This is a genomic window from Stenotrophomonas sp. Steno-C17 (assembly GCF_056393165.1).
The window spans coordinates 100391-126749 of sequence record NZ_JBWJPD010000010.1 but is presented as its reverse complement, the minus strand read 5'-3'; the positions used below and the strand labels follow the sequence as shown (position 1 = coordinate 126749).

21 protein-coding genes are annotated in these 26359 nt (G+C 67.1%); 5 read left to right on the top strand and 16 right to left on the bottom strand.

What is annotated here, in order from left to right:
• Window positions 1-277: 277 nt before the first annotated feature.
• Window positions 278-3103: a TonB-dependent receptor plug domain-containing protein gene (locus AC06FA_RS11190; RefSeq protein WP_478068354.1), complete on the top strand. Its 2826-nt coding sequence runs from the start codon at window positions 278-280 to the stop codon at window positions 3101-3103.
• A 168-nt stretch (window positions 3104-3271) separates the two neighbouring features.
• On the opposite strand, the gene rarD is transcribed toward AC06FA_RS11190, so the two are convergent.
• Window positions 3272-4198 (bottom strand): EamA family transporter RarD, encoded by a 927-nt coding sequence (rarD, locus tag AC06FA_RS11185; RefSeq protein ID WP_478068353.1) that lies wholly within the window; start codon window positions 4196-4198, stop codon window positions 3272-3274.
• A gap of 24 nt (window positions 4199-4222) precedes the next feature.
• Entirely contained in the window at window positions 4223-5128 is a 906-nt protein-coding gene (gene yedA, locus AC06FA_RS11180; RefSeq protein WP_478068352.1) for a drug/metabolite exporter YedA, read from the bottom strand.
• Window positions 5129-5373: 245 nt separating this feature from the next.
• Here yedA and AC06FA_RS11175 point away from each other — a divergent pair, with 245 nt between their 5' ends.
• Together AC06FA_RS11175 and AC06FA_RS11170 are read left to right on the top strand one after the other, a co-directional pair.
• Complete coding sequence (locus AC06FA_RS11175) at window positions 5374-6708, top strand: MFS transporter (RefSeq protein ID WP_478068351.1); 1335 nt, start codon at window positions 5374-5376, stop codon at window positions 6706-6708.
• A gap of 13 nt (window positions 6709-6721) precedes the next feature.
• A complete protein-coding gene (locus AC06FA_RS11170) occupies window positions 6722-7075 on the top strand; it encodes a hypothetical protein (RefSeq protein WP_478068350.1) in 354 nt (117 codons plus the stop codon).
• Window positions 7076-7484: 409 nt separating this feature from the next.
• On the opposite strand, the gene AC06FA_RS11165 is transcribed toward AC06FA_RS11170, so the two are convergent.
• The 4 genes from AC06FA_RS11165 to AC06FA_RS11150 all read right to left on the bottom strand — a co-directional run bounded on the left by AC06FA_RS11165 (window position 7485) and on the right by AC06FA_RS11150 (window position 12059).
• Entirely contained in the window at window positions 7485-9137 is a 1653-nt protein-coding gene (locus AC06FA_RS11165; RefSeq protein WP_478068404.1) for a M28 family metallopeptidase, read from the bottom strand.
• Window positions 9138-9216: 79 nt separating this feature from the next.
• Complete coding sequence (locus AC06FA_RS11160; RefSeq protein ID WP_478068348.1) at window positions 9217-10149, bottom strand: MBL fold metallo-hydrolase; 933 nt, start codon at window positions 10147-10149, stop codon at window positions 9217-9219.
• Window positions 10150-10333: 184 nt separating this feature from the next.
• On the bottom strand, window positions 10334-10630 hold the full coding sequence (locus tag AC06FA_RS11155) for a hypothetical protein (protein ID WP_478068347.1): 297 nt from the start codon (window positions 10628-10630) through the stop codon (window positions 10334-10336).
• A gap of 136 nt (window positions 10631-10766) precedes the next feature.
• Window positions 10767-12059, bottom strand: coding sequence for a tryptophan--tRNA ligase (locus AC06FA_RS11150; RefSeq protein WP_478068346.1), 1293 nt, complete (start codon window positions 12057-12059; stop codon window positions 10767-10769).
• 108 nt (window positions 12060-12167) lie between these two features.
• On the opposite strand from AC06FA_RS11150, the gene AC06FA_RS11145 reads away from it, so the two are divergent.
• Window positions 12168-12989 carry a hypothetical protein gene (locus AC06FA_RS11145; RefSeq protein WP_478068344.1) on the top strand — a complete coding sequence of 274 codons (822 nt, stop codon included), beginning with the start codon at window positions 12168-12170 and terminating at the stop codon, window positions 12987-12989.
• 81 nt (window positions 12990-13070) lie between these two features.
• Here the strand turns inward: AC06FA_RS11145 and AC06FA_RS11140 are convergent, their stop codons facing one another.
• The 6 genes from AC06FA_RS11140 to AC06FA_RS11115 all read right to left on the bottom strand — a co-directional run bounded on the left by AC06FA_RS11140 (window position 13071) and on the right by AC06FA_RS11115 (window position 18599).
• Window positions 13071-13292 carry a CsbD family protein gene (locus AC06FA_RS11140; RefSeq protein ID WP_312252261.1) on the bottom strand — a complete coding sequence of 74 codons (222 nt, stop codon included), beginning with the start codon at window positions 13290-13292 and terminating at the stop codon, window positions 13071-13073.
• A gap of 203 nt (window positions 13293-13495) precedes the next feature.
• Window positions 13496-13633 (bottom strand): entericidin A/B family lipoprotein, encoded by a 138-nt coding sequence (locus AC06FA_RS11135; protein WP_108748165.1) that lies wholly within the window; start codon window positions 13631-13633, stop codon window positions 13496-13498.
• A 167-nt stretch (window positions 13634-13800) separates the two neighbouring features.
• Complete coding sequence (rocF, locus tag AC06FA_RS11130) at window positions 13801-14721, bottom strand: arginase (protein WP_108748164.1); 921 nt, start codon at window positions 14719-14721, stop codon at window positions 13801-13803.
• 104 nt (window positions 14722-14825) lie between these two features.
• Window positions 14826-15770, bottom strand: a complete 945-nt coding sequence (locus AC06FA_RS11125; RefSeq protein WP_478068343.1) for an ankyrin repeat domain-containing protein — start codon at window positions 15768-15770, stop codon at window positions 14826-14828.
• Between the two features lie 58 nt (window positions 15771-15828).
• Window positions 15829-16599 carry a DUF3011 domain-containing protein gene (locus tag AC06FA_RS11120; RefSeq protein WP_478068342.1) on the bottom strand — a complete coding sequence of 257 codons (771 nt, stop codon included), beginning with the start codon at window positions 16597-16599 and terminating at the stop codon, window positions 15829-15831.
• Between the two features lie 356 nt (window positions 16600-16955).
• Window positions 16956-18599, bottom strand: coding sequence for a fatty acid--CoA ligase (locus AC06FA_RS11115; RefSeq protein WP_478068341.1), 1644 nt, complete (start codon window positions 18597-18599; stop codon window positions 16956-16958).
• A gap of 128 nt (window positions 18600-18727) precedes the next feature.
• On the opposite strand from AC06FA_RS11115, the gene AC06FA_RS11110 reads away from it, so the two are divergent.
• On the top strand, window positions 18728-19402 hold the full coding sequence (locus tag AC06FA_RS11110) for a response regulator transcription factor (RefSeq protein WP_478068340.1): 675 nt from the start codon (window positions 18728-18730) through the stop codon (window positions 19400-19402).
• Window positions 19403-19406: 4 nt separating this feature from the next.
• On the opposite strand, the gene AC06FA_RS11105 is transcribed toward AC06FA_RS11110, so the two are convergent.
• From AC06FA_RS11105 to AC06FA_RS11090, 4 genes are read right to left on the bottom strand one after another with little or no spacing between them, the layout of a single operon-like run.
• Entirely contained in the window at window positions 19407-22742 is a 3336-nt protein-coding gene (locus tag AC06FA_RS11105; protein WP_478068339.1) for a hybrid sensor histidine kinase/response regulator, read from the bottom strand.
• A 46-nt stretch (window positions 22743-22788) separates the two neighbouring features.
• Window positions 22789-23271 carry a MaoC/PaaZ C-terminal domain-containing protein gene (locus AC06FA_RS11100; protein ID WP_478068338.1) on the bottom strand — a complete coding sequence of 161 codons (483 nt, stop codon included), beginning with the start codon at window positions 23269-23271 and terminating at the stop codon, window positions 22789-22791.
• Window positions 23268-24146: an alpha/beta fold hydrolase gene (locus AC06FA_RS11095; RefSeq protein WP_478068337.1), complete on the bottom strand. Its 879-nt coding sequence runs from the start codon at window positions 24144-24146 to the stop codon at window positions 23268-23270. Before AC06FA_RS11095 ends, AC06FA_RS11100 begins: the two co-directional genes overlap by 4 nt.
• 11 nt (window positions 24147-24157) lie before the next feature.
• Window positions 24158-26356 (bottom strand): TonB-dependent receptor, encoded by a 2199-nt coding sequence (locus AC06FA_RS11090; protein WP_478068336.1) that lies wholly within the window; start codon window positions 26354-26356, stop codon window positions 24158-24160.
• Between the last annotated feature and the right edge of the window lie 3 nt (window positions 26357-26359).

Sequence of the window (26359 nt, the reverse complement as noted above, 5' to 3'; positions counted from 1 at the left end):
ATGGCGTGGATGAACCGGCGCACACCACGCGCATTACAGATCACCCACCACCGGCCGCTATCGATGCCTCTGCGCACGCAAAACACGCCCTGCGTGATGCCGCGCACACACAACCTGTGGATTGTTGGTTGCGATTCATGTTCGCGCGCATGTGACACGCCGGGACAAACAGTTACGAATGAAAACACTCTAGAATCGCGCCCCCCACGTTGGTTTGCAGCACCCTCCGCGCCCACAGAACGGGCGCATGTTTTTTCTGAAACACGAGATTTCACGGATGTCCCTGAAGACCACCCCGCTGCGCAACGCCATCGTCATCGCGCTTGCTGCCAGCTGCACCACCCCCGCCTTCGCACAGGATGCGGGTGACACCACCACCAACCTCGACCGCATCGAAATCACCGGCTCGCGCATCCGCCAGGCCAGTGTCGAAACCGCCCAGCCGGTAGTTGCGCTCAACCGCGCCGAGATCGAGAAGAAGGGCTACGTCAACGTTGCCGACATCCTGCAGGACGTGACCGCTGCCGGTTCGCCGAGCATGAGCCGCGCGTCCTCGCTGACCTCCTCGCGCGATTTCGGCGGCATGTATGTCAGCCTGCGCAACCTGGGCCCGGAACGCAGCCTGGTGCTGATCGACGGCCGCCGCATGGGCGTCAGCGCCGGCGGTTATTCGGACCTGGCCTCCATTCCTTCGGCCATCGTCGAGCGCGTGGAAGTGCTGACCGACGGCGCTTCGGCGCTGTACGGCTCGGACGCCATCGCCGGTGTGGTCAACATCATCACCCGCAAGAACTTCGACGGTGGCGAAGCCAGCGTCTACGTCGGCCAGTACGGTGAAGGCGACGGCCAGAAGCGCTCCTACAGCGCCACCTTCGGCAAGACCTTCGACCGCGGCTGGTTCAGCGTGGGTGCCGAGCGCACCAAGGAAGACGAAGTGATGGGCGGCGCGCGCGAGTTCAGCCGCTACGTCAATGGCCCGCGCCACCCCAATGATGGCCTGAACGGCACCACGCCGTGGGGCAGCGTCACCGTCGGTGGCAAGGCACTGACCGTCGGCCCGGGCGGTGACCCGACCGATGCGGCGAACTTCCACGCGCCGAACCCGGCCGATGGTGCCAACACCAAGACCAACATGAGCCTGCTGACCGGCCTGGAGCGCACTTCGGTGTTCGCCAACGGTGGCTTCTCGTTCACCGACAACCTGCGCCTGGTTGCCGATGCGATGTACAGCAAGCGCGAATCGACCAAGCACCTGGCCGGCTACCCGTACTCGGTCACCGCTGCGCAGGCGCGCAACGGCACCCGTGCCGCCCTGTCCAAGGACAGCGCGTTCAACCTGTGGGGCCAGGACGTGCTGTTCTCGCACCGCACCGAAGAGATGCTGCGCGGCACCGAGAACACCCTGGAAACCAAGCGCGGCAGCCTGGGCCTGGAAGGCAGCTTCGAAACCGGTTCGCGTTACTGGGACTGGAACGTCAGCTACACCTACAACCGCAATGAAGGCGAGCGCGTCGGCACCGGCAGCATGTACCAGCCGAACGTGAACCAGGCCGTGGGCCCGTCGTTCATCGAGAACGGCGTGGCGTACTGCGGCACCCGCGATGCAGTGATCGCCGGCTGCGTGCCGTGGAACCCGGCCGCGCCGATGGGCTACACCGGCCCGGGCTCGCTGAGCAACCAGGACGTGCAGGACTATCTGTTCGCCCGCTTCGTGGACAAGAGCCAGACCACCACCAAGGTGGCCAGCGCCAACATCTCCGGTTCGCTGTTCTCGCTGCCGGCCGGCGACATCATGGCCGCGATGGGCTTCGAGCACCGCACCGAGGAAGCGCGCTACACCCCGGACTTGATGGTGCAGAACGGCCAGATCGCCGGCACCAGCGGCCAGCCGACCCAGGGCGACTACTCGCTCAACGAGGTCTACCTGGAACTGCAGGTGCCGCTGCTGGCCGACATGGCCTTTGCCCGTGAACTGTCGCTGGACGTGGCCGGTCGTTATTCGGACTACAACAACTTCGGTTCCACCACCAACAGCAAGTTCGGCCTGAAGTGGAAGCCGATCGACAGCCTGCTGGTGCGCGCCACCTACGGCACCGGCTTCCGTGCGCCGACCGTGGACGACCTGTACGGCGGCACCGTCAGCAGCCGCGATTCGTTCACCGATCCGTGCGATACCTCGTTCGGCACCGCCGCCACCAGCGCCACCGTGGCAGCCCGTTGCAAGGCGCTGAACGTGCCGGCCAACTTCCGCCAGCTCAACAGCGATGGCAGCGTGGCCAGCAAGCCGGGCCAGCAGGCCACCACCGATTTCAATTCGGGTTCCAACCCGAACCTGAAGCCGGAAACCGCCAAGACCTGGACCGTCGGCCTGGTCTACAGCCCCGACTTCGTGCAGGGCCTGGACGTGAGCCTGGACTGGTGGAAGATCCGCATCGACAACGCCATCGTTGGCGAGTCGGCCACCAACATCCTGGAACAGTGCTACGTGCAGGGTTCGGACGCTGCGTGCGGCCGCTTCACCCGCGGCAGCAACGGCCAGGTCAATGCGCTGGACCGTTCGCTGGTCAACGCCGGCTACCGCGAAACCGCTGGCTATGACATCAGCGCGCGCTACCGCCTGCCGGAAACCGCGTTCGGCAAGTTCGCCGTCACCTGGAACACCACCTACACCGACTACCTGGAGCAGCGTAACGACAACGCCGCTACCACCCCGGTGGAACAGCTGACCAGCTGGGGCGGCAACTTCCGCGTGCGCTCGACCTTCAACCTGGACTGGCAGTACGGCAACCTGGGCATCGGTTGGACCGCGCGCTACTACTCCAGCATGAAGGAGAAGTGCTCCTACATGGACGAGTGCAACATGCCGGGCTTCAGCTCGGCCTACACCGATGCCTCGCCGACCAACAAGGTGGGTTCGAACACCTTCCACGACCTGCAGGTGCGTTACGCACTGCCGTGGGATGGCACCGTTTCGCTGGGCCTGAACAACGTGTTCGACCACCAGGGTCCGATCATGTACAGCCAGCCGAACAGCAGCTTCGTCTACTACGGCGGCTTCGACATCGGTCGTTTCATGTACATGAAGTACCAGCAGCGCTTCTAAGCCTGCACCCGCGTTCCCGTTCCGGCCAACTCTCTCCTGGCCGGAGATGGAAGCAGAACGGCGCCCTTCGGGGCGCCGTTCTTTTTTTCCGGGGTCCCGCGGTCCCGGGGTCGGATCCCTTCGCATGGCGAAGGGCTCTGACCCCATCGCTTCCCCAGGGTTCGGGGGTCAGATCCCTTCGCGTTGCGAAGGGATCCGACCCCGCGCCGCGCGCATCGCCCGCACGTTCTCGGCCACGAACAGCACCAGTCCGGCCCAGATCACCGCAAAGCCGATCGCCTTGCCGGTGTCGAACGCTTCATGGAAGAAGAACACGCCCAGCAGCAGCTGCAGGCTGGGCGCGATGTACTGCAGGATGCCGACCAGCGACAGCGGAATGCGCTTCACCCCGTAGGCGAAACCGATCAATGGCACGGCCGTGACCACGCCGCCAAAGATCAGCAGCAGGTCGTTGCGCCAGCCCCAGCCATGGAAGAACGCGCCGCCATGGCCGTTCTCGGCCCAGATCGCAAAGCCCAGCGCCGGCAGGAACAGGTACAGGCTTTCCACCCCCAGGCCAGCCACCGGATCGACCGACACCAGCTTGCGCAGCAGCCCGTACAGCCCGAACGAGCAGGCTAGGCCCAGCGCGATCCACGGCGGCGTGCCCGCATCGACGGTCAGCCAGGCCACGCCCACGGCGGCCATGCCGACCGCCACCCACTGCAGGCGGCGCAGCCGTTCCTTCAGCACCAGCACGCCCAGCAGCACGTTCACCAGCGGGTTGATGAAGTAACCCAGGCTGGTTTCGATCACGTGCCCGGCGTTCACCGCCCAGATGTACAGGCCCCAGTTGAAGGCAATGGTCAGGCTGGACACGGCCAGGATCGGCAGCGCGCGTGGCTGCGCGGCGATCTTCTGCCACCAGCCCAGGCGTGCGCTCAGCAGCAGCCAGGCCACCACCAGCACGGTGGACCAGATGATGCGGTGGGCGATGATCTGGAACGACGGCACCTCGTTGAGCAGGTGCCAATACACGGGCACCAGCCCCCACAGCACGAAGGTGGAGGCGGTGACCAATAGGCCGCGGCGTTGTTCTTTCTCGTCGATGCTCACTTCTTCATGCTCACTTCTTGGTGCTCATTTCTTTCGGGTCCGGGCCATGGTCAGCACCACCACGCCCAGCAGGATGACCGCCATGGCCAGGAAATCACGCCAGCCGAAGCGCTCGCCATTCAATGCCGCGCCCAGCAGCACCGCGATCACCGGGTTTACGTAGGCGTAGCTGCCGGCCAGCGCCGGTCGCACGTTGTGCAGCAGCCACACATAGGCGGTGAAGGCCACGATGGAGCCGAACACGCACAGATAGGCCATCGCCAGCAGGCCACCGGTATCGGGCAGCGTGGTCGGGCGCTCGCCCACCGCCAAGCCGATCAGCACCAGCAGCACGCCGCCGCACACCATCTGTCCAGCGGCGGTCATGAACGGGCCGGGCAGATCCAGCCCGCGCGCCCAGACCGAGCCGAACGCCCAGCCGATCGGGGCGATCAGCAGCAGTACCAGCCCGGTGGGCGAAGCGGTCAGGCTGCTGCCCGCGTTCAGCCACACCACGCCTAGGAAGCCCACCGCGATGCCCAGCCACTCGCCACGGCTGGCGTGCTGGCCGCGCAGCGCGGAAAACAGCGCCATCCACAGCGGCACCGAGGCCACCGCTGTGGCGGCCAGGCCCGACGACACCTCACGCTCGGCCAGCACCACCATGCCGTTGCCCAGCACCAGCATGGTCACCCCCATGATGACCAGGTTGCGCCACTGCCGCAGGGTCGGCCGGGGCAGCTTCCAGAACACCCGCAGGGCCAGGTACATCAGCCCACCGGCAATGATGAAGCGACTGCCGGACACCATGGTCAGCGGCAGCGCACCGCCGTGCAGGGCCTTGGCAATGCCCAGATAGGTGGACCCCCAGACCACGTAGACCAGCAGCAACGCCAACGCAACAAGGCCGCCCCGGGGGGCAGCCGCAGAAGAAACAGGGGGAGCCGACATGACGCACCAGAAAGCCGGGGGAAGCCGGATTCTAGAGGGTTCGGCTGCAATGCGTACGACGATCTAGCTATGGTCCCTCCCCCCCAGCGCTGTCATCCTGTGCGGTCCCATGCCCTGCCCCGCCTGTTCCGGCACCTGGCGTTGACATGGGATGCAGTACCCAGGAGGCTGACCGCCAGCGCCCCGCGCGCGGCTGGCACCGATCTTTCCCGCACGGAAGCGCCGCATCGAGGATCCCCAACCGGATGAGCACCACGTCCCATTCCGCTGTCCCCAGCACCGACGGCGCCGCGCTGCGCCGGTCGATCTCCAATACCCTCAAAGGCTCCGCCGGCAATCTGGTGGAGTGGTATGACGTCTACGTGTACTCGGTGTTCGCCGTGTACTTCGAATCGCAGTTCTTCTCGCCCGAAGACAAGAACTCCACCATGTACGTGTGGGCGATCTTCGCCGCCACGTTCCTGATGCGCCCCATCGGTGCCTGGTTCTTCGGCCGCTTCGCCGATCGCCATGGCCGCCGCCTGGCACTCACCGTGTCGGTCACCCTGATGGCCGTCTGCTCGTTCCTGATCGCCATTACCCCCACCGCGGCCAGCATCGGCATCTGGGCGGCGATCATCCTGCTGTTCGCCCGGCTGCTGCAGGGCTTTGCCACCGGTGGTGAGTACGGCGCCAGCGCCACCTACATGTCCGAGGCCGCCATTCCCGGCCGCCGCGGCTTCCTGTCCTCGTTCCACTACGTCACCCTGGTCGGTGGCCATGTGCTGGCCCAGCTCACCCTGTTCCTGATGCTTACTGTCTGGGGCAAGCCGGAAATCTCCGAGTTCGGCTGGCGCATCGCCTTCGGCATCGGCGGTATCGCGGCTGTCGTGGTGTTCTGGCTGCGCCGTGGCATGGACGAGACGATGGAAGAATCGTCGATCGAAGCCGCGCGCGAAGGCAAGGCCAAGAAGTCCGGTTCGATGTACGAACTGTTCGTGCACCAGTGGCGCCCGCTGCTGCTGTGCTTCCTGATCACCGCCGGCGGCACCATTGCCTTCTACACCTACTCGGTGAACGGCCCGAAGATGATCCAGAGCGCGTTCGCCGCCGACGACCCGATGACCGCCACCCTGGTCAACCTGGGCGTGCTGACGTTCCTGATGGTGCTGCAGCCGGTCGGCGGCTGGCTGTCGGACATCATCGGCCGCAAGAGCCTGCTGGTGTTCTTCGGCGTGGGCGGCGTGCTGTACAGCTGGTACCTGATCACCCAGCTGCCGCACCAGCACGATGCCACCCTGGCCTTCCTGACCCTGGCGCTGGGCTTCGTCATCCTCACCGGCTACACCTCCATCAACGCCGTGGTGAAGGCCGAACTGTTCCCCGCCCATGTGCGTGCACTGGGCGTGGGCCTGGGCTACGCGCTGGCCAATTCGCTGTTCGGTGGCACCGCGCCGCTGCTGTACCAGGGCGCGCTGAAGACCGGCCATGTGGATTGGTTCGCCATCTACGTCACCGCCACGATCGCGGTATCGTTGGTGGTCTATGTGTTCTTCCTTACCAACAAGGGCCCGAACTGGCTCGACGGCACCCGCAAGTAACGGTGCAGTTCTGATGGCAGCCACCGGTGCAATGCCGGTGGCTGCGGTTTACCCGGCCACCCCACTGATGTGGGTGGCACTGGGCACGGCCCTGGCCACGATGCTGGCCTGGCTGCTGCGACGCCCTCCCGCGCAGGCCGCATGGCCGCGTATCGGGTTCGGCATCGCCCTGCTGCTGTTCTGCATTGCCCTGCTGGTGGCGCTGGTCACGGTGCTGGGCGGCGATACCACGCCCATGAACCTGCAACTGCATCGCGGTGAGAATCCCGGCCGTGCGCTGGCGCCCGGTCCGCGGGCCGGCCTGTATGTAGTCGCCCTGCTCGCCAGCGCCTGGGGCGCATGGCGGTTGCTTCGTGGCCGCAGCTAACGGCGGCTGGGTAGAGCCGGCTGGGTAGAGTCGACTGGGTAGAGTCGACTGTTAGTCGACTGCCTTCCCGTCCGACGCATGAAACCCGCGCTTCGCGCGAAGTCGACTAACAGTCGACTCTACCGCAGGCGTCATTGGGCCGTTGTCGTACCGCAGGCGTCATTGCGCCGTTGCCGTACCGCAGGCGTCATGGCGCCGTTGCCATATCGCAGGCGTCATTGCGCCGTTGCCGTACCGCAGGCGTCATTGCGCCGTTGCCATATCGCAGGCGTCATGGCGCCAATGTCATACCGCAGGTGTCATGGCGCCGATGTCATATCGCCCACGTCACGGCGCCGGTGCCATATCGCCATCGTCATGGCGACGTGGTCATACCCACATCGCCACGGCCGATATCAGCACTCCCCCATCAGCGGCGGGCGGCTTCGCTCTTCTCGCGGGCGCCGCGGAATTCCGAGGCTTCTTCCCAGGTCGGCCAGCGGCGGCTGTTGGCCAGCTCGGCGCCCAGGTCGTACACCAGCAGCGTGTCGGCGGCATGGCCGGCCGGGTCCCAGCTGGGGGTCCAGGCATCGCAGGCCTGGTGGTAGCAATCGGCGAAGTACTTCTCGCGCAGCGCGCGGCCGGCTTCCACGCCACCGTCCAGCTTGTCCAGGCCCGGGCCGATGGTGATGGCCGGCACGCCCAGGCGGGCGAAGGCGAAGTGGTCAGCGCGGTAGAAGAAGCCGGCTTCCAGATTGGGGTCGGGGCTGTAGCTGCGGCCACGGGCCTTGGCGACACGCTCCAGATCTCCTTCCAGCGACACGCGGCCCTTGCCCCACGAAGCGATATCGCGGGTGGCACCGTCGGGGCTGAACATTTCGATGTTCAGCACGGCGGCGGTCTTTTCCAGCGGTGCCAGCGGGTGCGTCGCGTAGTAGCTGGCGCCCAGCAGGCCCTTTTCTTCAGCGGTCAGGGCCACGAAAAACAGCGTGCGCTGCGGCTGCGGGCCGGCGGCGAACACCCGGCCCAGTTCCAGCACGGTGGCCACGCCGGTGGCGTTGTCGATCGCACCGCGGCGGATGCGGTCGCCCTTGGCGTCGGGCTGGCCGATGCCGAAGGCGTCCCAGTGCGCCGAGAAGATCACCGCTTCATCGCCATGCTCGCCACCGGGCAGCTTGGCCACCACGTTGCGAGTGACCACCTGCTCGCGCTTCAGTGCGAACTCCGCGCTCAGCCGCGCGTTGTCCAGCAGCACCGGGCGGAAATCGGCCTGCATGGCCTTGCGCTTCTCGGCATCGAAATCCAGGCCGGCATCGGCGAAGATCGCCTCGGCCAGCGAACGCTGCATCCAGCCACGCAGCGGCGTGTGCTGGGCCATCGCCTCGGCGTTGCTGCGCTCGATGTCAAACAGCGGCGAGGTGCCCGAACTCTTCACCGTGGCCCAGCCGTAGGCGGCCGGCGCGGTCTCGTGCACGATCAGCACGCCTTCGGCGCCACGGCGCGCGGCTTCCTCGAACTTGTAGGTCCAGCGGCCGTAGTAGGTCACCGCCTTGCCATCGAACGCGCCCGGCGCATCAGCCTCGAAGTCGGCATCGTTGATCAGCACCACGGCGATCTTGCCGTGCAGGTCCACGTCCTTGTAGTCATTCCAGTGGCGTTCCGGCGCATCAATGCCATAGCCGACGAACACCAGCGGCGCATTCTTGATCTGCACGCGCTTGCGCGGCTGCAGGCTCTGCAGGGTCACGTCCTCACCGTTCACCAGCGCACGCGTACCGCCCTTCAGCGCCAGGCTGGCCTTGGCCGCGCCATCCAGCTGCGCACGTACCAGCGGCACCGGCTGCACCCAGCTGCCATCGACGCCACCGGGCTGCAGGCCGTAGCTGCGGAACTGTTCGATCAGGTACTGCACGGTGCGCTCTTCGCCTGCCGTGGCCGGGGCGCGGCCTTCGAACTCGTCCGAGGCCAGCACACGCACGTGGCGCGACAGCGCCTGCGGATCGATGCCGCCACCGGGCAGGTCGTTGGCCGCATGGGCCAAGCCCCCGACGAACAGGCAGGACGACAGCAGCAACACGCGCATCGGATTCACGGCAATACCACGGCAGGAAGGGGATGCCCCGCAGTGTAGCGTGACAGTGCGATGACGGCGTGCGTTGCGTTCAGCGACGCACGCGATCCAGCCAGCAGGCCAGGCCCTGCGCGTTCAATTCGATATCCATGGCCAGCACCTCGGCCACCGCGGCCTGGTCCAGCGCGCAGCCATGCGCCTGCGCGCGTTCCAGGTACAACGCCTGCAATGCCGCCAGCAGGCAGCGATGGCGATCGGGCCGGCCGTCGCATTGGCGGCCGATGGTGGCCATGGCATCGATCTGCTCGACCAGGTCTGCGGCCAGCGCCTGCACCTGCTGCACCCGTCCGTAGTGGGTCAGGTACATCGCCTGCGGGTCGTAGCCCAGCATGCGCTGGATCGACGCCTTCATCGCCTCGGGGTCGAACTGCACCGGCGAGGACGTAGGGAAGATGAAGGCGCCCTTGGCACTGTCCAGTTCGCGGTAGGAAATACCGAAGGTATCGCCGGTGAACCAGCTGCGGCTGCGCGCATCCCACACGCAGTAGTGGTGCAGGGCATGGCCGGGCGTATGCAGCAGCAACAGCTCGCGTCCCGCAAGATCGATGCGGTGGCCATCATCGGCCACCACCACGCGATGTTCGGCAATGGGTTCGATACGGCCGTAGCTGCGCGCGATTTCCTCGGCGCCGTACACCGCGGTGGCGCCGGCGATCAGCCGGGTGGGGTCGATCATGTGCGGTGCACCACGCGGATGCAGCACGGCGCGGGCGTTGGGCAGCTGCTGCATCAGCAGGCCGGCGCCGCCGGCGTGGTCCAGGTGCACGTGGGTCAGCAGCAGCCAGTCCACCGCTTCCGGGCCCAGCCCTGCATCGGCCAATGCCTGCAGCATCGCGGGTACCGACAGGCCGGTACCGCAATCGACGAAGGCGGCACGACCGTTTTCCACGATCAGGTAGGCGGCATCGAACTGCGCCCGCTGGAAACCGGTATCGATGGTGTGGATGCTGGGGTCGGCGGTCATCGGCACGCACCTGGCAGGTGGCGGAACAGACGCCCATGGTAGGCCGCCGCGGGGGACCGGTTCGATGCGGCTTTGGTCGGAGACTGCACGGGGGCCGGGGGTAGAGTCGACTGTCAGTCGACGTCGCGCGAAGCGCGGATTGTTGGCGATGCCCTGCAGGAGAGCAGTCGACCCACGGTCGACGCTACCTTTTTAGGTACCTCGGCCGCAGCAGCAGCGCCAGCACCAGTACCGCCAGGAAGGCGCCGTAGGCGTACAACACGGCCAGCACCTGCGGCCAGATCGGGCCGGCACCGGCCTGCACCAGGCCGATATGGTGGCCCCACAGCATGGCCAGGATGCTCAACAGGAAGGCCAGCACCAGGCTGGCGCTGTCGAACACGCGCCGCCGCAGGCTGCGCGGCTGGCGCGGGAACAGCCAGAACAGGCTGCCCAGCAGCAGGAACCAGGGCAGGAACAACAGCAGCGACAACCAGGCCATTGCAGACTCCCCCTGTCCTTGCATCAGGTCTGTAGCGTCGAGCCATGCTCGACTTCCCTTCTGTAGAGTCGAGCCATGCTCGACTGGCGCATCAACAGCAGTCGAGCATGGCTCGACTCTACAAGGAAGGGCCAGGTTACTCGGCGCGCAGCACCGCCAACGCGGCCAGCACGGCCTCAACTTCGGCTTCCAGCTTGAACAGCTCGCTCTGCAGCGCGTCGCCCTGCTCGGCCTGCTTCAGCACGGCAATCAGCTGGCCGGCATCGCGCGGCGAATCGAAGCCTTCGCTCTGGATCAGCAGCGTGCCGTCGCCGGCGGTCAGCTTGAAGTAGAAGCGGCCGTCCTTTTCGCGGTACTGCTTGAACAGCGGCGGGGCCACGCGGGCCACGCCGGCATCTTCGCTGGCGATGTCGCCTGCGCTGGACAGATCGCGCAGGCCGACGGCATGGCGCAGTTCGTCCAGCAGCGGCATGGCCAGCTGTTCGCGCAGCTGCTGGCCACGGCGCTTCAGCAGCGCCTCGATCTTCTCCGGCTCGGCCATCAGCGCGTTGTAGCGCTCGCGCAGCGGCGACAATTCGCTGTCGATACGCTCGAACAGCTGCTGCTTGGCATCGCCCCAGCTGATGCCCTCGGCGAAGGCCTGGGCAAACGCCGCAGTCTGCTCGGCGGTGGCGAACGCCTGGTACATCTGGAACAGCGCCGAACCTTCGGTGTCCTTCGGTTCGCCCGGTGCGCGCGAATCGGTCAGGATCGAGAACACCAGCTTCTTCAGCTCTTCGCGCGGGGCGAACAGCGGAATGGTGTTGTGGTAGCTCTTGCTCATCTTGCGGCCGTCCAGGCCGGCCAGGGTGGCCACCTGTTCGTCGATCACCACCTCGGGCAGCGGGAAGTACTCCTTGCCGTACACGTGGTTGAAGCGCTGGGCGAAGTCGCGCGCCATTTCGATGTGCTGGATCTGGTCGCGGCCGACCGGCACCTGGTGGGCCTTGAAGATCAGGATATCCGCGGCCATCAGCACCGGGTACATGAACAGACCAGCGCTGACGCCGGCATCTTCATCCACGCCTTCTTCGCGGTTCTTGTCCACCGCGGCCTTGTAGGCATGGGCACGGTTGAGGATGCCCTTGCTGGCAATGGCGGTCAGGAACCACATCAGTTCGGTGGTTTCGCGGATATCGCTCTGCCGGTAGAACCAGACGTGTTCCGGGTCCAAGCCGCAGGCCAGCCAGCTGGCGGCGATTTCCAGGGTCGCGCGCTGGGTGCGCTGCGGGTCCTGGGCCTTGATCAGGCTGTGCAGGTCGGCCAGGAAAAAGAAGCTTTCGATATCCGGGGCGCGGCTGGCGGCGATCGCGGGGCGGATGGCGCCAACGTAGTTGCCCAGATGGGGCGTGCCGGAGGGGGTGATGCCGGTAAGGACTCGGGTCGTCATGACTGCGTGCGGAAACCTTCGATGAACGGGGCCAGTTTACCGCGTGCCGGGCCAACCCCGTTGTGGCTGGCCATGCGTTTGTTCACTCGAGCCCACCGGAGACCTGCCATGAAGCGCCTGCTGCCCCTGCTGCTGATCCTGCCCCTGGCCGGCTTCCGGCCCGCCCCGCCGCCGTCGGCCCCCTACCCGCAACAGCCGGTGCGCATGGTGCTGGTGGACCGCGACCGCGATACCGAACTGCGCAGCTACGCCGCCGACGGCCAGCGCTGGGTGGCGGGGGAACGCGGCCACCGCTATGCCGTGCGCCTGTACAACGACAGCCCGCGGAGGGTACTGGTGGTGCTGTCGGTGGATGGCATCAATGCCATTTCCGGCGAGGATGCCGACCCGTCGCAGACCGGCTACGTGCTCAACCCGGGCCAGAGCGCGGACATCACCGGCTGGCGCAAGAGCCAGGACGAGGTGGCCCAGTTCGTCTTCAGCAGCCCCGGCGGCAGCTACGCCAGCCGCACCGGGCGGCCGGACAACATCGGCGTGGTCGGCATGGCGGTGTTCGAAGAGGCCTACCGCTGGCGCCCCACCCCGCGCCCGCCGCTGCGCCACCTGCCGCCGGCACCGGCCGCGCCGGCCCCGGCAGCCGAGTCTGCCGCGGCCGATGCCAGCGCCAGCCGCATGGAAAGCAGCACTGCTAGCAAGGCGCGCAGCCAGGCGCCGGCGCTCGGCACCGGCCATGGCGAGCGCGAGTACTCGCAGGTGCGCGACACCCAGTTCGAGCGCGCCAGTCGTACGCCCGCCCAAGTGGTGCAGCTGCGCTACGACAGCGCCCGCAACCTGCGCGCACGCGGCATCCGCCTGGATGCACCGTCGCGCCTGCCGCTGGAACCGCAGGCCTTCCCCAACCGCTATGTGCCCGATCCGCCGGCGCGCTGAGCGCACACAGCACAAGGCCCGCACCGTGGGGATGCGGGCCTTGTGCGTGGGGCTGACGGTGGAGCGTCAGTGGAAATCAGGTCAGTGGAAATCGGGGTAGTCCTTGCGCATCGCTTTCTCGAAATCGCGCACTTCATCTTCGGCGCGGTCACGGGCCCAGCCATAGCGTTCCTGCAGGCGCCCGGCCAGGTACTCGGCATTGCCTTCGGCCACCTTGAAATCGTCGTCGGTCAGATCGCCCCACTTGGCCTGGGCCTTGCCCTTCAGCTGCGACCACTTGCCGGAAATGATGTCTTTGTTCATGGCAGGATTCCTTCGGTTGCGACGGCGTTGTTACCGTGGCTGCAGCTTCGCGCAGTGCCTGTTGCAGCGCGGTCAACCGGCCATGAAAGCCCTGCTCACCTGCTTGAATCGTTCACTACCCAGCGCCGTGCACGGCGCCTGCACGCGCGCACGAAAAAGGCCGGGACATGCCCGGCCTTTCCGTGTGTCGCACCACCGCAGGCTCAGTTGCCCTTGGCGGCATCCTCGACCTTTTCGCCAGCCTTCTGCACATCCTTGCCGGCACCGGCAACGGTATTGCAGCCGGACAGCATGGCCACCGAGAACATCGACAACAGCATCAGGGCAACTACACGCTTCATGAGCTTCTCCTTGGGTTGGCCGCTACACCGCGCACATCGCGGGTCGGATTCTGTCGGTTGGCGGCGGCATCCGAAGGCACCGCCGTCGCTTGACGTGCAATCTGGCGGCAACGGCGTGGAGCGAGTGTGAACGGCGCAGCGGGCCATTCAGACTGCGGCAGGCAGGCTCAGTCGCGCATCAGGGTGGATTTGCCGAACAGGCTCTCCACCAGGTCCACGGCCAGCTCGGCGGTGGTGTTGTGGTTGTCCAGCAGCGGGTTCAATTCCACGATGTCCAGCGAGCCCATGCGGCCGCTGTCGGCGATCATTTCCATCACCAGCTGCGCCTCGCGGTAGTTCACCCCGCCCGGCACGGTGGTACCCACGCCGGGGGCGATGCTGGGGTCCAGGAAATCCACGTCGAAGCTGACATGCAGGTGGGTGTTTTCATCCACACCGGCCAGCGCCGCTTCCACCGTGCGCTTCATGCCGTTCTCATCGATGTAGCGCATGTCGTACACATCAACGCGGTGGGTCTTGATCAGGCGCTTCTCGTCCGGGTCCACCGAGCGGATGCCGATCTGGTGCACCTGGGTGGGGGCGATGGCCGGGGCGCTGCCGCCCAGTCGGGTCAGTTCGTCTGGGCCCAGGCCACACAGGCAGGCCACCGGCATGCCGTGGATGTTGCCCGACGGGGTCACATCGCTGGTGTTGAAATCCGAATGCGCATCCAGCCACAGCACGCGCAGGGTCTTGCCCTGCTCGCGGCACCAGCGCGCCACGGCGGTGATTGAACCGATGCCCAGGCAGTGGTCGCCGCCCAGCATGATCGGCATGCGCCCGGCCTGCAGTTCTGCGTAGCTGGCCTCCATCAGCGCGCGGTTCCAGGCCACCACTTCATCCAGGTGGCGGTAGCCGGCCACCGGTGCGGTCCACGGATTGCGCGGGCCGTCCAGGTTGCCCAGGTCGCGCACGTCCACGCCACGCGCGGCCAGCGCCTCCGGCAGGCCCGCCACGCGCAGGGCTTCCGGCCCCAGCCGCGCCCCGCGATGGCCCGCGCCCACGTCGGTGGGTACGCCGATCAGGGTGACGGAAATGGGATGGGCCATGGGTGCCTCCTGCGAACGAAAAAGAAGCCCAGTCTAGCCAGAGACATGTGACACCACTCGCGGCGGTGCAGCAGGAGCACAGTCGCGTTCAATCTGCCTGATCGCTAGAGAATGGCCGCCGCCCAACGCTCGGTGTGAAACACGCGCTTCTTCAGCACATCGATCCGCCACTGCCCACCCACACGCTTGAGCACGAACAAGTGCTCGTAACGCAGGGAGCGCGACTTCTGCGGATCATCGCGGACCAGCACTTCCGCCTTCGACGCCGAGGGCCTCGCAATGGCTACCAGCAAATCGTCAGGCACGTATCGCCGGGGGTTCCCCACCGAAACGCCGGTCGAGTACACACGCCTGCGGTCGGTACACCAGGTCGTCAGAATGGTCAGTTTATCCTGCTGGAAACCCTCGCTGAGCATGAGGTTACCGCCGGAGCGGGAATCGTTGTAGCCGCGCGTTTCCCAGGCGTGATAGTCCAACACGTAACCGCGCACCACCGCCGCAGGCTCCCCTCCGGCGTCTGGCTCAGGCCACTCGAGGGGCCGCGCCTCCACCAGAACGGGCGGCATCTGCGCACCTGCCGCCTGCAGGCGTACTGCCACGTCCCCGTGGTTGCGAGCCACAGCCAGCATGAGTGCATTGCGCCCTTCAAAATCCAGCGCTGCCACGTTGGCGCCGCTTTCCAGCAAGAGTTCAACCATCGGTAAATGCCCACCGGACGATGCCAACATCAACGGTGTGTACCGCGACTCCGGCGATGCGATGTCCACCGGAGCTCCGCGCTCGATCAACAGCCGTCCGATATCAACATCGCCTTGCTCGGCGGCCCAACCCAACGCCGTGTAGCCGAGTGCGCTGCAGGCATGCTGGATGTTGGCGCCACGATCCAGCAGCCTTGCCACTGCGTCCCGCTTCCCGGCAATGACGGCCGACAGCAGGGGGGTACGCCCCGTGCCCTTGTGCTGCCACTCGATATCGGCGCCTGCATCAAGCAAGGCCTCCATCCGGTCGAGATCCGCCTTTTCCGCGGCCTTGGCCAGAAGATGGGACATGGTTCTGACTATCCAAGCAGGTGAGGGCAGCTACCATAGGGCGGCGGGCACGAACAGCTCAACCCCCGCGACGGCGCACCGGCGTCAGGCTCTGCACCTGCCCGTTGTTGCGCAGCATGCACAGGAAGCGGCCATCGGAATAATCGATGATCAGTTCCTGGTAATCGCTGCCCACCGGCACCTGGGTGACCAGCGTGCCCTGGTCGCCCTTGCGGGCATTACACGATCCCAGCGCGGTATCGCCGGCGGGTACGGCGCGGGCCGCGCTGGAGGTGTTGCGGAACACGGCGCGGCAGCCGCCGCTGACCCACACCGAATGCCGCGACAGACCCCAGTTCAGCCCCTGCTCGCAGCGGGTGCGGCTGAGCTGGCGGCTCACTTCCACGTTGCCACGGGTGTTCATGTCACACGACACCTGGCGCTGGTCGTTGGATTCGCACGTCACCTCGTTGGGCAATGCGGCATCGCCGTCCGTCTCGTGCCGGCGCACGGGCGATGGCGATGGCGGTGCCGCTGCTCCGCTGTCGCTGACCTGGCAGATGCCGTTGGCCCCACCGCGTCCGGTATAGCTGACCTGCGGGGTGCCGTCGTCGCCGGTGCTGATGGATACCGTCAGCCCAGTCTGCGCGTCGCGCGCCTCGGCGTAGCGGTCGTTCACGTGTTTCAGGGTCGTCTGCCGCCCCTGTACATAGACCGGTCCGCCTGCGTCGGCGTGCACGTCGATGCCGCCGGGACAGCGCGCATTGAGGAACGGCACGGCGGCCAGCGCCGGTGCCGCCAGCGCGATACCGAACGCGGTGAAGATGAGGGAGAGAGCGGAATGGCGCATGGTCGATTCCCTGGACGGCCCGGAGCGGGCAGATGGGCGGAGTATGCGACCGGGCCATAGGCCGGCATGTGAGGAATGCTGCGATGCCCTCCTCCGTTCAGCGGCACCGCGCATTCTGTCGTTGCAGAACCGGCACTCGCGCGCGCGCCGCGCGTGCAGATCATGCAATACCAGCAACCACGGCATGCCGGGCTTCACTCCTGCGAATGAGGTTCTTACCCTGCGCACCTGCCCGCATCGGCTCTACGGCGGGCGCTGCGTGGGGGCCGCGTGCCCACCGGTTTCGTCACGTTCGCCGGGATTGAGACCACGCAGCGCCCGCCACCTTCCGCCGCGCGCCAACGGTCTGCGCCCGCTCACTGCGTTGGAATCGCGGCCTCCGGGTCGTGCAGGCTGCGCAGCTTCTTCTTGTTGATCTTGCCCACGCTGGTGCGCTCCAGTGCGTCCACGAAGCGCACCCGTTCGGGAATCGCATAGCGGGAAATGTCGCCGCTGCGGCTGCGCGCGGCCACCAGTTCGATGATCTCCGCTTCGCTCACTTCGCTGCCGGCCTGCCGCACCACCAGCGGCAGCGGCCGCTCGCCCCACTTCGCATCGGCAATGCCGATCACCGCCACCTCGTTCACCGCCGGGTGCAGCGCGATGATGTCTTCCAGCGCCAGCGACGAGATCCACTCGCCGCCGGTCTTGATCACATCCTTGATGCGGTCGGTCACCCGCAGGTAGCCGCCGCTGTCGATGTTGCCGATGTCACCGGTATGCAGGTAGCCGCCCGCCCACAGCGCCGCCGATGCCTCGGGGTTGTGCAGGTAGCCCGGGGTCAGCCACGGCGCACGCACCACTACCTCGCCGGTGGCACTGCCGTCGTGGGCGACGTCCTGCATCTGCGCATCCACGATGCGCAGCTCGACCAGCGGCACCGGAATGCCCGCCTTGGTGCGCAGTGACAGTTCCTGGTCCGCATCGGCCACCGCGTCGGCATCGATCTGCGCCAGAGTCAGCAGCGGGCAGGTTTCGGACATGCCGTAGCCGCCGAACACATCGATGCCGCGCGCCAGCGCCTGCTGGGCCAACGCACGCGGCAGCGCCGCACCGCCGATGATCACCTTCCAGCCGCGCAGGTCCGCCTGCACTGCATCCGCATGCTCCAGCAGCATGTGCAGGATGGTCGGCACGCAATGCGAGAACGTCACCTTCTCGCGGTCGATCAGCTGCAGCAGGCGGGCCGGCAGGTAGCGGCCGGGATACACCTGCTTGATGCCCATCAGGGTGGCCACATAGGGAACGCCCCAGGCGTGCACATGGAACATGGGCGTGATCGGCATGTAGACGTCGTCGCGATGCAGGCGTCCCTGGATGGCCGCACTGCCCAGCGCGGCCATCGCGGCCAGCGAATGCAGCACCAGCTGGCGATGGCTGAAGCACACCCCCTTGGGCAGGCCGGTGGTGCCGGTGGTATAGAACACCGTGGCCCGCGTGTTCTCGTCGAAATCGGGGAAGCAGGTGACCGGCGTGGCCGCGCGCAGACCGGCTTCATATTCGGTGGCAAACCCGGCCGGCAGCGCGCCGTCCTCATCATCCAGCAGGATGCGCGTGTGCAGGTCCGGCAGCTGTTCGTGCAGCGCGTCCAGCACCGGCAGGAAATCGCGGTTGGCCAGGATCACCCGCGCCCCGCTGTGGTTCAGGGTGTAGGCGATCTGTTCCGGCGCCAGGCGGATGTTCACCATCATCAGCACCGCGCCCAGCATCGGTACGGCGAAGTAGCTTTCCAGGTAGCGGTTGCTGTCCCAGTCCATCACCGCCACGGTATCGCCCGGCTTCACGCCCAGCGATGCCAGCAGGCCGGCCAGTTGGCCGATGCGCGCCTGCAGGGTGCGGTAGTCGAAGCGCACGCGGTCGCCGTACACGATCTCCTGCTGCGGGCGCGTCGCCAGCGGTGTGTGCAGCAGTTGTTTGATCAGCAGCGGGTAGGCCTGCGCTGCGGCGTGTTCCGTTGGCATGGTGCGCTCCTTGTGGGCCGCCTCAGGGTGGCCGGGTTCATTGGCCACACTAGCGATCCACGCAGGCCACGCCAGCGTACCTAGGTACCTGTGCCCGGCAGCGGCGGTTTTGCTAACCTCGCCAGAACATGCCCAGCCTGCTGATCGCCGACGACCACCCCTTGTTCCGCGCCGCCCTGCACCGCGCGGCCGAGGACGCCGTGGCCGACCTGCAGATCAGCGAGGCCGATTCGCTGGAAACGGTGCTGGAAGCACTGGAAAGCCAGCCCATCGACCTGATGCTGCTGGACCTGCACATGCCGGGCAACCACGGCCTGGCCGGGCTGGCCACCATCCGCGCGCTGCAGCCGGGGCTGGCGATCATCATCGTGTCGGCCAACGAAGAACCGCACGTGATCCGCCGCGCGATCGATCTGGGCGCGGCCGGCTACCTGCCCAAGAGTTCCGGCCTGAACGACCTGCAGCACGCGCTGCAGACCGTGCTGGAAGGCGAACGCTGGATTCCGGCGTTGCTGCGCGAAGCGGTGGCGCGGGTTACGCCGTTCAACAAGGACGCCGACCTGGCCGCACGCCTGTCCAGCCTGTCGGCGCACCAGTACAAGGTGCTGAGCCTGGTCGCCGAGGGCCTGCTGAACAAGCAGATCGCCGATCGCCTGGGGGTGCAGCTGCGCACGGTGAAAGCACACATGACCCGCATCATGGAGCGGCTGGGCGTGCGCAACCGCGCGCAGGCCATCCGCGTGCTGCACGAAATGGGACTGACCGATCCCGCTCGTCAGATCGAGGACACGCAGGAGGCCTGAGCCTTCAGTCGGCCACGGTAACCGGTGCCGCCAGCAGGTGGTTGATCGCCCAGCGCAGGGCCAACGGCTTGAAGGGCTTGTTGAGCAGTGACAGACCCACCGCGCGCACCGCCTCGCGCACCTCGCTGCCGGTGTCGGCGCTGAGCACCACGGTCGGCCGCGGTCCATGCGCGGCCACCAGCCGCTGCCACAGCGCCACCCCGGTATCGCCCTGGTCCAGGTGGTAGTCGAACAGCCACAGGGCGGCGTCGGCCGCGGCACTGCCCACGGCGCTGGCATCGCCCACCGCCACCACCTCGCAGCCCCAGGCCAGCAGCATCTGCTGCAGGGCCTGCAGCGCGTCGGGATCGTTGTCGACCACCAGCACCCGGGTGCCCTTGATCGCGCTGCTGCCACCGGCGCTGGCCTGCGGGCGTTGGACCGCGGGGGGCGTTGCCCGCGCCACACTGATCGAAAACGCCGAGCCGCGATCCAGCACGCTGTGCAGCTGCAGCGGTGCATGCAACAGGTGGGCGATGCGGTGGGCGATGGTCAGCCCCAGTCCCAGGCCCTGGCCATTGCTGCGGTCACCGCGGTGGAATTCCTCGAACACGATGGATTGCTGCTCCGGCGCGATGCCCGGGCCGCTGTCATGCACCCCGATCAACAGCGCCGGACCACGACGACGCACCCCCAGCAGCACCCCGCCCTGGCGGGTGTAGCGGATCGCATTGGCCAGGAAGTTCTGCAGCACGCGCCGCAGCAGCAGCGGGTCGCTGTGTACCCAGGCCGTCGTGCGCACATAGCGGAACTGCAGGCCGCGTGCAGCGGCCAGCACGGCGAATTCCTGCGCCAGCGGATCGAGCACGGTGGCCAGCGCGAACGGGCGCGGGTCGGGCACCAGCCCGCCGGCCTCCAGCCGCGAAATGTCCAGCAGGCCCGACAGCAGATCGTCGGTGGAATCGAGCGCCCCGCGGATCTGGCGCAGGAAGCTGCCGAGGAACTCCGAATCGATGTGCTGGGACATGGCGTCGGCCAGCAGCTGCGCCGCATGCAACGGTTGGATCAGGTCGTGGCCCACGGCGGTCAGGAAACGGGTCTTGGCCACGTTGGCCCGTTCGGCCTCGTGCACCGCCTGTTCCAGCCGCGCGGTGCGGTCCTGCACCCGCCGTTCCAGGGTTTCATTGCTGCGCTTGAGCGCAGTCTCGGCGCGGCGGAAGGCGGTGACGTCGGTGAAGGTGGCCACGTAACCACCGCCGGGCATCGGGTTGCCACGGATTTCAACGATGGTCTTGTCGGGGAAGATGCGCTCGGACAGGTGCGGGGTGCCGCGCCGCATGTGCGCAACGCGGCGCTGCAGTGCCTGCTCGGGGCTGTCACCGGCACGCTGGCCGATCTGCAGCTGGTCCAGCGCCCACGCCGTCAGGTCCACCACCGGCCGCCCGACCTGCAGCAGTTCCGGCGGGAAGCGGAACAGCGCGGCATAGCGGCTGTTCCACGCCACCAGCTGCAACTGCGCATCGACCACGCTGATGCCCTGGCTCATGTTTTCCAATGCCGCCTCCAGCAGGCGCTGGTTGAAGCGCAGCGCCTGGGTCGCCTCGCCCACGGCGCGGGTGACCACCTCCAGCGGCGCCGCGCCACCGTCACGCGCCGCTTCCACCAGCAGCCGCGCCATGCCGGCGCCGACCACGGCAGTCAGCTCACGCTCGATGGCGGTCACCCGTTCGCCTTCCAGCATCTGCCCGGCATGCCCTTCCATCAGCTGCCGGGCACGTTCCTGGCCCAGGAAGCGCCCGGCGGTGCGGCGCATGGTCGCCGCCGCCACCGCATTGCGCTGCCGCGGCAGTGAGGGGCGCACGGCGCGCGCTACCAGCACGATCGCCACCAGGTTCGCGGCCAGGCTGGCGCACATGCTGATGGCGATGTGCCCCGGCTGCAGGCGAACCGACAGCAGTGCCAGCCAGTGCAGACCGTCGCCGCTGGCGGTCGGCTGCGGGGCCGGCACCACCATCGGCAGCAGCACCAGCCACAGCCACACCAGCGAGCCCACCACGATGCCGGCCATGATGGCCGGTGCCGGCGTGCGCGGGCGGTACACCGCCAGCAGCACCGCCGGTGCCAACTGCGAGAGCGCGGTGAACGACATCAGGCCGAAATCGCTCAGTGCTTCGGTATCACTCATCGCCCGGCTGTACAGCCAGGACATCAGGAACACGGCGACGATGCCGGCGCGGCGCAGGGCCAGCACGCGCGGGCGCAGGTCGGCACCGGCATCGCCGCCCTGCATGCCGCCCAGCAGGCGCGAACCGACGCCATGGTTGCCCAGCATGATCGACAGGGTCAGGCCGGACAGGATCATCATGCCGGTGGCCGCGCTCAGGCTGCCCAGATAGGCCACCAGGGCCAGCAGATGGTGGCCACCGGCCAGTGGCAGACCCAGCACGTACAGATCCGGCGATACCGACGGCGGCAGCTGCGCCGCGCCATACAGCGCCATCGGCACCGACGGCAGACCGATCAGCAGCAGATACAGCGGGAACAGCCAGCGCGCCGTCTTCAGATCGGACGATTGGCGCAGCTCGACCACGCCCACGTGGAACTGGTGCGGCAGGGTGAACGCGGCCAACGCACCCAGCAGCACCATGGTCAGGAAATCGGGGATGACCGCCGGCGGCGGCAGGGTCACCATCTTTTCCAGCAGCGGCGTGCCGGACTGCTGCACCGACAGCGCGGCGTACACGCCGATGGCCAGCAGCGCCACCAGCTTCAGCACCGATTCCAGCCCCAGCGCCACCACGATGCCGCGGTTGTGCTCGGTGGCCGAGGCCTTGCGCGCACCGAACAGCAGGGTGAACGCGGCCATGGTCAGGGCGAACCAGAACGACATGTCCAGGCGCCAGCCATTGGCCGCGAAGTGATCGCCCAGCAAGGCGCCCAACCCCTGGCTGACCGCTTTGAGCTGCAGCGCGATGTAGGGAATGATGCCGAACAGCGCCACCACGGTGATGGTGATGCCCAGCCCCTGGTCGCTGCGCAGGCGCGCCACCACCAGATCGGCCAGGGTGGCACTGTTGTGCTGCTTGGCCAGCCGCCCCAGGCGCAGCAGGAACGGCAGGCCGAAGGCAAAGATCAGGGCCATGCCGATCAGCGTGGGCGGCACCGGGAAGCCCCACTGCACGCCCTGCGATGCCGCCCCGTAATAGGTCCATGCGGTGCAGTGCACCGCCAGCGACAACGCGTAGATGATCGGCCACGCACGCGCCAACCGGTGCCCCTTGCGTTCGCCCCACAGCGCGACGCCGAACAGCAGCACGGTCCATGCGATGCAGGCCACCAGGACGATCGAGGGCGTCAACATCGCTCCATAGTAGTAAGAACCCGTGCCGCCGTGCAGCGGCCCCGCGCTAGGTGGCGACCACCACCAGCGACAGCTGTTCGGCCACCACGGCCACCTGCCCGTCCGGCACCACTTCCACGGTCTTGTGCTGGGTCAGCAGCCACTGGCCGGGCTGGCGCGCTTCCAGGCCGACCAGGCGCGAGCGCACCTGCACCTCGCTGCCGCTGGGTACCGGGGCCAGGAAGCGCACCTTGTTCAAGCCGTAGTTCAGCACGTGGGCGATGCCGGCAAACCCGGCCAGCGCGGCCACATCGTCTTCCACGGTCAACGCCAGCAGCAGGAAGCCATGGGCGATGGTCTGCCCGCCCGGCAGGTCGCTGCGGGCGCGCTGCGGATCGACGTGGATCCAGTTGTGGTCGCCGGTGGCATCGGCGAATGCAGCAATGCGGGCCTGGTCGATGCGCCTGCGTGGGCCCAGGCGCTCGCTGGCCGCCCAGCGCCACAGCGCCTGCAGGGCCGCCGGCAAGGCCTCGGCATGGGCGGCCGTCACCGCACGCGCTCCAGCAGGGCCAGGATCGCATCGCGCGCCTCGGGCTCGTTCAACATCGGTGCGTGGCCGACCGCCGGCACTTCCACCAGGCGGGCATGGTCGGAGGTGACCACCATCTGCCGCGCGACATCGGCCGGCAGGATGTCCGACAGCGCACCGCGCACCACCAGCACCGGCACGCGCGCGGTCAGCCCACGTACCGCCCGCCACAGCACCGGGCGCAGCAGCCACAGCAGCCACGGCCGGGTGGTACGGATCACCGCCGGGTCGTAGTCCAGTTCCAGCAGGCCGTCATCGCGCACGCGGAAGGTGCGCTGCGCCATCGCCCGCCAATCGTCGCTGCCATAGCGCGGGAACGCGGCCTTGCCGATCGACTCCACGTACGCGGTGGCCTGGTCCAGGTCCATCGCGGGCAGCGGCTTGCCGGCGTACTTGCCGATCCGCGCCAGCGCTTCGCGCGGCACCTTCGGGCCGGCATCGTTCAGTACCGCCGCTGCCACGCGTTCCGGTGCGCGCGAGGCTACGGTCAGGGTGACCAGTACGCCCAGCGAGGTGCCGATGAACACCGCCTTGTCGATGCCCTGCGCGCGCAGCAGCGCCACCATGTCGTCGGCGTAGGTGCGCGCGTTGTAGCTGGCCGGGTCGGCCGCGCGCTGCGAACCGGCGCGCCCGCGCAGGTCCACCGCCAGCACGCGCCAGCCGGCCGCCGACAACGAGGCGGCCAGCGCATCGAAGTCGGCCGCGTTGCGGGTCAGGCCTGGAATGCAGACCACGGTGCCGCATGGCGCGGCCCCCGCTGCAGGTGCATGGTCGCGCGCGTGCAGGCGCAGGCCATCGTCACTGTTCCAGTACAGATCCTGGTAAGACGGCGTCATGCAGTTCACTCCTAGAAATCGTAACGGACGCTCAGACTGTACTGCCGCGGCGGGCCGTAGAAGCCAATGAGAGTACCGACCGCCGGAATGTTGTAGCCGGTGGTGCGGTATTCCTTGTCGGTCAGGTTGGTGCCCTGCAGCGAGAACGTCCAGGCATCATCCAGCCGCCAGATGACACCGGCGTTGACCAGTCCGTAGCCGTCCTGGCGGATCACCGGGCTCAGGTCGGTGGTCGGCCACACCTCGCTCTGGTAGCTGTAGGTGACCCGCGCGGACAGATTGCCGCCGTTGGCCAGATCGGTGCGGTATTCCACGTTCACCGCGCCGGAGAAGTCGGGGGCATTGGTGAACTTCATCTGGTCGGCCACGTTGACGCCGCGGTCCATGTACTCGTCGTACTTGGTATCGAGCCAGGCCAGGTTGCCGGAAATCAGCCAGTGCTGGGTAGGCAGGTACTGGTACTCGATTTCCAGGCCGTTCACCGTGCCCTTGCCGGCGTTGGTGAAGTCACCGAAGAAGCCATCGGCCACGCCATCGCCGTTGGTGTCGATGCCAGTGAACACCGACAGCTGGATGTCCTTGTACTTGTTGTGGAACGCCGACAGGTTCAGGAACAGGCGCTGGTCGAAGAAGCCCATCTTGCTGCCGATCTCGAAGCTGTCCACGGTTTCATCGTCGAACGGCTCGGCCGAGCGCGGCACCGCCACCGCATTGGCGCGGATGTTGTAGCCGCCGGATTTGAAACCACGCGTGGCCAGGCCATAGACCATCACGTCCGGGGTGATCTGGTAATCCAGCGAGACCTTGGGCGAGACGTTGCTGAAGTTGGTCTTCTTGTCGAAGTCGGCGGTGACCGCCACCGGCCGGCTGAAGCCGGGGTCGGCATACAGGCGGTTGAGCACGATCGCGCGCTTGTCCTCGTCGGTGTAGCGCGCGCCCAGGTCAAGCTTCAGCTTGTTGGTCAGGTCGAAGGTCCAGTCGGCATACAGGGCGATGCTGTCGGTCAGCACCTTGCCCTGGTTGTCGGCGAACTGCGCGCTGAAATAGTTGTTCTGGATCTGGCCACCGGCCTCGCCACTGAACTGGTACAGGCCGACCACACCGCGCACGCGGCCGCCGGCATCGTAGTTCAACTGCAGTTCGTTGCTGATCTGGTCGTCGTGGTAGGTACCGCTGACGTCGGCCAGCTTCACCGGCGTGGTATCGAAATCGACGTTGCCATCGCTGTCCGATTCGCGCTTTGCCACCACGTACTTCAGCGCAACGTCCTCGCTGGGCCGCCAGTTCACCGTGGCCGACGCGCCCTTGCTTTCCACGTTGTTGAGGTTGCGCATGCCCGAGCGGATGTCATAGCGGCTGTCCATCGGCTGGAAGGCCGGCAGGAACGGGTTCGGCGCCAGCATCTTGGAACCGCGCATGCCGGATTTGTCGTCGATCCAGTCCAGCGCGAACTGCACATCAAAATCGTCGCCGGCATAGGCGCCCAGGTTGAAGCGCGCCGCGTTGATCTGCTTGTCGCTGACCGGCTGGCCGTTGAAGGTGTTTTCGCCGAAACCATCCTGGTTCATGCTGGCCACCGCCACGCGCGCGCGCAGGCCGCTGTCGGCACCACCGATCGGGCCGCCGATGGCCGCCTTGGCGTCCAGCTGGCTGTAGTTGCCCACGGTGATCTGTGCGAAGCCTTCGGTCTGGGTGGGCAGGCCGCGCGAGATGTACTTGATCGCGCCACCAATGGTGTTCTTGCCGTACAGCGTGCCCTGCGGGCCGCGCAGCACTTCAATGCGCGACACATCGAACACGTCCAGCAGCGCCCCCTGCGGGCGCGCGATGTAGACGTCGTCCAGGTAGATGCCCACGCCCGGGTCGGCGCCCCAAGTGGGATCGGACTGGCCGACGCCGCGGATGTAGGCGGTGACGGTGCTGCTGGCACCGCGCGCCGCGTAGATGGTCAGGTTCGGCACCTGCGCATCCAGGTCGCTGATGTCCTGCACGTTCATCTTGTCCAGCGCTTCGGAGGTGAACGCGGTGACGGCCACCGGCACTTCCTGCAGGGTCTCTTCGCGCTTGCGCGCGGTAACCATGATGCTGTCCAGGTTGGTGGCCGTGGCCGCCTTGCCCGCGGTGGGCGCAGGCTCTGCCGCCTGCTGGGCCAGTACCGGCCCGGACACCACCAGCGCGCCGATCATCAGGCTCAAACAATTCCGTTTCATTCG

Excerpts from the sequence above, each read along its gene's own strand:
- AC06FA_RS11190 (WP_478068354.1), top strand. The coding sequence starts at position 278 with ATGTCCCTGAAGACCACCCCGCTGCGCAACGCCATCGTCATCGCGCTT.
- yedA (WP_478068352.1), bottom strand. The coding sequence starts at position 5,128 with ATGTCGGCTCCCCCTGTTTCTTCTGCGGCTGCCCCCCGGGGCGGCCTT.
- AC06FA_RS11175 (WP_478068351.1), top strand. The coding sequence starts at position 5,374 with ATGAGCACCACGTCCCATTCCGCTGTCCCCAGCACCGACGGCGCCGCG.
- AC06FA_RS11170 (WP_478068350.1), top strand. The coding sequence starts at position 6,722 with ATGGCAGCCACCGGTGCAATGCCGGTGGCTGCGGTTTACCCGGCCACC.
- AC06FA_RS11165 (WP_478068404.1), bottom strand. The coding sequence starts at position 9,137 with ATGCGCGTGTTGCTGCTGTCGTCCTGCCTGTTCGTCGGGGGCTTGGCC.
- AC06FA_RS11160 (WP_478068348.1), bottom strand. The coding sequence starts at position 10,149 with ATGACCGCCGACCCCAGCATCCACACCATCGATACCGGTTTCCAGCGG.
- AC06FA_RS11155 (WP_478068347.1), bottom strand. The coding sequence starts at position 10,630 with ATGGCCTGGTTGTCGCTGCTGTTGTTCCTGCCCTGGTTCCTGCTGCTG.
- AC06FA_RS11150 (WP_478068346.1), bottom strand. The coding sequence starts at position 12,059 with ATGACGACCCGAGTCCTTACCGGCATCACCCCCTCCGGCACGCCCCAT.
- AC06FA_RS11145 (WP_478068344.1), top strand. The coding sequence starts at position 12,168 with ATGAAGCGCCTGCTGCCCCTGCTGCTGATCCTGCCCCTGGCCGGCTTC.
- AC06FA_RS11140 (WP_312252261.1), bottom strand. The coding sequence starts at position 13,292 with ATGAACAAAGACATCATTTCCGGCAAGTGGTCGCAGCTGAAGGGCAAG.
- AC06FA_RS11135 (WP_108748165.1), bottom strand. The coding sequence starts at position 13,633 with ATGAAGCGTGTAGTTGCCCTGATGCTGTTGTCGATGTTCTCGGTGGCC.
- rocF (WP_108748164.1), bottom strand. The coding sequence starts at position 14,721 with ATGGCCCATCCCATTTCCGTCACCCTGATCGGCGTACCCACCGACGTG.
- AC06FA_RS11125 (WP_478068343.1), bottom strand. The coding sequence starts at position 15,770 with ATGTCCCATCTTCTGGCCAAGGCCGCGGAAAAGGCGGATCTCGACCGG.
- AC06FA_RS11120 (WP_478068342.1), bottom strand. The coding sequence starts at position 16,599 with ATGCGCCATTCCGCTCTCTCCCTCATCTTCACCGCGTTCGGTATCGCG.
- AC06FA_RS11115 (WP_478068341.1), bottom strand. The coding sequence starts at position 18,599 with ATGCCAACGGAACACGCCGCAGCGCAGGCCTACCCGCTGCTGATCAAA.
- AC06FA_RS11110 (WP_478068340.1), top strand. The coding sequence starts at position 18,728 with ATGCCCAGCCTGCTGATCGCCGACGACCACCCCTTGTTCCGCGCCGCC.
- AC06FA_RS11105 (WP_478068339.1), bottom strand. The coding sequence starts at position 22,742 with ATGTTGACGCCCTCGATCGTCCTGGTGGCCTGCATCGCATGGACCGTG.
- AC06FA_RS11095 (WP_478068337.1), bottom strand. The coding sequence starts at position 24,146 with ATGACGCCGTCTTACCAGGATCTGTACTGGAACAGTGACGATGGCCTG.
- AC06FA_RS11090 (WP_478068336.1), bottom strand. The coding sequence starts at position 26,356 with ATGAAACGGAATTGTTTGAGCCTGATGATCGGCGCGCTGGTGGTGTCC.